Annotated in this window: 4 protein-coding genes and 1 pseudogene; all 5 read right to left on the minus strand. The window is 62.3% G+C overall.

Annotated features, from left to right (window positions below):
- Positions 1 to 681 (minus strand): pyridoxal phosphate-dependent aminotransferase (locus EN969_RS19965; RefSeq protein ID WP_164758361.1); only part of this gene is annotated, 681 nt, incomplete at its 3' end.
- Positions 682 to 906: 225 nt separating this feature from the next.
- Positions 907 to 1368 carry a MucR family transcriptional regulator gene (locus EN969_RS19970; protein ID WP_013528917.1) on the minus strand — a complete coding sequence of 154 codons (462 nt, stop codon included), beginning with the start codon at positions 1366 to 1368 and terminating at the stop codon, positions 907 to 909.
- A gap of 216 nt (positions 1369 to 1584) precedes the next feature.
- Positions 1585 to 2304: an ROK family protein gene (locus tag EN969_RS19975; RefSeq protein WP_063169511.1), complete on the minus strand. Its 720-nt coding sequence runs from the start codon at positions 2302 to 2304 to the stop codon at positions 1585 to 1587.
- Positions 2305 to 2317: 13 nt separating this feature from the next.
- On the minus strand, positions 2318 to 3694 hold the full coding sequence (gene zwf, locus EN969_RS19980) for a glucose-6-phosphate dehydrogenase (RefSeq protein WP_063169510.1): 1377 nt from the start codon (positions 3692 to 3694) through the stop codon (positions 2318 to 2320).
- A gap of 22 nt (positions 3695 to 3716) precedes the next feature.
- A pseudogene (locus EN969_RS19985) lies at positions 3717 to 4020 on the minus strand (6-phosphogluconate dehydrogenase (decarboxylating)); the annotation flags it as partial.

Consider the following 4020-nt stretch of genomic DNA (forward strand, 5'->3'; position numbering starts at 1 on the left):
GGTGATCAGCCAGCCGATGCGGATGCCGGGAATGCCGAAGGCCTTGGACAATGACGAGACGCTGATCGCCTTTGGGCTCAGTGAGGCAGCCGTCGGCAGCCGCCTGCCGTAGGAGAGGTCGCGATAGGTCTCGTCGACCAGCAGATGGCAGCCGCGAGCCTCGGCAAGCGCCACCAGCGCATCGAGCTCGGCTCGGCTCATCATCGTGCCGGTCGGGTTGTGCGGGCAGGTGACGCTGATCAGCTTCGTGTCCGGCCGAATCGCGGCCTTGACGCGTTCGACGTCGATGGCGAAGCCTTCCTCGAATGCCAGGTCGACAAAGCTGATGGCGCAGCCGATCGCCCTTGGGGTTTCGATGTTGGTGGCGTAGTTGGGCCGGATGACGACGAGATGGTCGTTGGCCGACAAAAGCGAGGTCGAGATGATGAACAGTGCGCCGGCGGCACCGGCGGTGACCAGCACATCATCCGGCGAAATGCCGGCATCCTGCGCCGATATCAGTGCACGCAACTGCTTGTCGCCGCGATGCTCGCCATAGAAAAGCGTGAGATCGGGCAGCGACAGGCCGATGTCGGAGAGCTTCTGGTCGGCGATCGAGCTTTCGGAAAGATTAAAGCGGATACGGTCGTAGCCGTATTCTTCCGGTGCCTCTTTCTCGATCCCCATCCTGGTGTAGTTCATGGCTCACTCCCCAAGAGCAGTTCACCGTTTCACGGAAACGGCGACCCGCTCTAACTCCTTGTTTTTTTACGCAATTCCGGACGGAAAACCGTTTCACACTTTTCCTGGAATTGCTCTAGGAACCCGGCCACCTATCCAAGCCATAAAAATAGGAAGCCGGCCAAGGCGGATTCGCCGGCAGGCTTCTGTTCCAGTCGTCCTAACTGTTGGCTCAGGACTGAATGTTCAGGCCGAGGCCTTGGCCTTCCTGCCCTTGGCGGGCGCCTTGACGGGGGCGGCCTTGCGGCCGAGGCCGATCGACTTCGCCAGCAGCGAACGCGAGGCCGCGTAGTTGGGAGCGACCATCGGATAGTCCGACGGCAAGCCCCATTTGGCGCGATAGGCGTCCGGCGTCAGGCCGAAATGTACACCGATGTGACGCTTCAGCGATTTGAACTTCTTGCCGTCTTCGAGGCAGATGATGAAATCGGGCGTCACCGACTTCTTGGGATTGACCGCCGGGACCAGCGGGGCAGCCACCGGGACCGCAGGCTTGCCGAGCCCGCTTATCGAGGCGCTGACGCTGGCGATGAGGTCGGCCAGGCCGGAGGCAGGCAAGCGGTTCTTCTCGACGTAAGCGGACACGATGTGGGCGGTCAGCTCGAGCAGATCGATGTCTTTACGGGCACTGTTGCTATCGTCGGTCACTCTATTTCTCCGTCTACAGCGAATGACCTGAAAATCGGATTCGACTTCCGGAAAGGATCATGCGCGAAATCAAAATGCTATGGCGTCCTTCGTGCGTCCACGGGACGAATTGGCGTTGTTGTAGCGCGGAATTCCTAGTCGGCAAATCTGCGTATTGCAACGACTTGATGGCAGGTCACACGTTATTTTGAACAACTATATTAAACAATAACAGTATCAGACTATCAGCGCCTTGTCGCGCCACAAACGAAACCCGCCTTCGAAGGCGCGTGTGTTGTCGCCGCGCCTGGAGTCGGCGGGCAATTCATCGAGCTTGTCGACGTTGCCGCCGCCAATGACGACATAGTCAGGCTGCATGGCGGCACGGAGCCGGTCGACGACGTCGAAGACGTATTTGCGCCATTTCTTCTTGCCGCGCTTTTCCAGGCCGCGTTCGCCGACATAATCCTCGAAGCTCTTGCCCTTCTTGTAGGGCAGATGCGCGAGTTCCATCGGTTGGGCGACGTTGTCGGCAATCATCGCCGCACCGAGCCCGGTGCCGAGCCCGAGGAACAGCATGCGCCCGCCCTCGTAGCTGCCGATGGCCTGCATCAGCGCGTCATTGACCACTTTCACCGGTTTGCCGAACGCGCCCGCAAAGTCGAATCCAGCCCAGCCCTTGCCGAGATTGGCGGGGTCGGCGAGCGGCCTGTTGTGGTTGACCGGACCGGGATAGCCCATCGAGACGACGTCGTAGGACAGGCCTTCGGCGAGCTTCTTCACGGTATCGATCATCTGTTGCGGCGTCAGCCCCGGCCCCGAATCGGCGCGGCGCTCCGCGCCGCCGGCGCTGGTGAGGATCTTGACGTGCGAGCCGCCGATGTCGATCGTGAGCACGATCTTTTCAGTATCCGGCGTCTCGGTGCCCGATGCTGGTTGCTTCACTGCCTTGGCCATCGCGTGGTTCCTCTCACTTCACCGGATCGATCCAGCCATTGGGTGGCCCGAACCCGGCCATGACGTCCGCCGGTCCCCATGTCAGCGGCTCGTAGAGGTGCGGCGGCGTGGTGTCGCCAAGCACCGGGCCGACGATGCGCCAGGCCAGTTCGCTGGCGTCCTGGCGGGTGAACAGCTGGCCGTTGCCGTTCATGGCGTCGCCTATCAAGCGCTCATAGGGCGGCATGTCGCCCTTCGAGTCGTCGAGCGCCGTCAGTTCGACCTGCTCGCCGATCATGTCGTCGCCCGGCGCCTTGCGCTGTGCTCCGATGGCGATCACCACCTGTGGGTCGATGCGGAAGCGGACGTAGTTCTGGTCGGCGGGCTTGATCGGATCGAAGACATCGAGCGGCGGCCGCTTCAGCCGCACCACCACTTCGGTGACATGCACCGGCATGTTCTTGCCGGCGCGGATGAAAAACGGCACGTCCTGCCAGCGCCAGGTGTCGACGAAGAAACGCACCGCCGCGAAGGTCTCGACGGGCGAGTTCGGCGCCACGCCGGGTTCAGTGAGATAGCCGGTGAACTGGCCGCGCACGACATCGTCTTTGGTCAGCGTCCTGATCGCGCGCAGCACCTGCACCTTCTCGTCGATCAGATCGTCGGCGGAGCGGCCGACAGGCGGCTCCATGGCAAGCAGCAACAGGATGTTGAGCAGATGGTTCTCGATGACGTCCCTGATGCAGCCGACATCGTCATAGAAGCGGCCACGTCCCTCGACGCCGAAATCCTCGGCCATGGTGATCTGCACGCTCTCGACGTAATTGCGGTTCCAGATCGGCTCGAGGAGGGAATTGGCGAAGCGGAAATAGAGCAGGTTCTGGATCGCTTCCTTGCCCAGGTAGTGGTCGATGCGGAAGATCGACTGCTCGTCGAACACCAGATGCAGGACCCGGTTCAGCCAGCGCGCCGATTGCAGATCGTGACCGAAGGGCTTTTCCACCATCAGCCGCGCGCCATGCGCCGTGCCCGACTGCTCCAGCCCCTGGACGACGGTCTCGAACATGGTCGGCGGCACCGCCATGTAATGCAGCGGTCGCTGTGCGGTGCCGAGCGCGCTCTTCAGTTTCTCGAACGTCGCTCCGTCACGGTAGTCGCCGCTGACGTAGCGCAGCAGCGAGGCGAATTTGGCGAACGCTTTTTCGTCGATCTTGCCGAGCGCATTGACGATGCCGTCACGCGCGCGCGCCTGCAGTTGCTTGAGGTCCCAGGCATCGAAGGCGACGCCGATCACCGGTTCGGTAAGCGTGCCCTTGGCGACCATCTGGTAAAGGGCTGGAAATATCTTCTTGTGGGCGAGGTCGCCGGTTGCCCCGAAGAGCACCAGCGTGTCGGACCGTTCCTGGCTCATGCGCGTGTCTCCCCCGCTGTCCTCACTTGCCGGCCTTCGGCTTCTCGACATGGCCGCCAAAGGCATAGCGCATGGCGGAGAGCAGCTTGTCGGCGAATTCGGATTCGCCCTGCGAGGAGAAGCGGTCGAACAGCGCCGAGGACAGCACCGGAGCCGGCACGCCGGTGTCGATGGCCGCCTTCAGCGTCCAGCGGCCTTCGCCGGAATCCGAAACGCGGCCGCCGAAATTCACCAGGCCCGGATCGCTTTTCAAGGCGCCGGCCGTCAGGTCAAGCAGCCAGGAGCCGATAACGCTGCCATGCCGCCAGACCTCGGCCACCTGGGGA

Origin of the sequence: Mesorhizobium sp. M7A.F.Ca.CA.003.01.2.1 (assembly GCF_003998945.1) — a bacterium.
GTDB classification, from domain to species: domain Bacteria; phylum Pseudomonadota; class Alphaproteobacteria; order Rhizobiales; family Rhizobiaceae; genus Mesorhizobium; species Mesorhizobium ciceri.

What these genes read in the sequence shown, in the direction of transcription:
- EN969_RS19975 (WP_063169511.1), bottom strand. Translation starts at nt 2,304, where the DNA reads ATGGCCAAGGCAGTGAAGCAACCAGCATCGGGCACCGAGACGCCGGAT.
- zwf (WP_063169510.1), bottom strand. Translation starts at nt 3,694, where the DNA reads ATGAGCCAGGAACGGTCCGACACGCTGGTGCTCTTCGGGGCAACCGGC.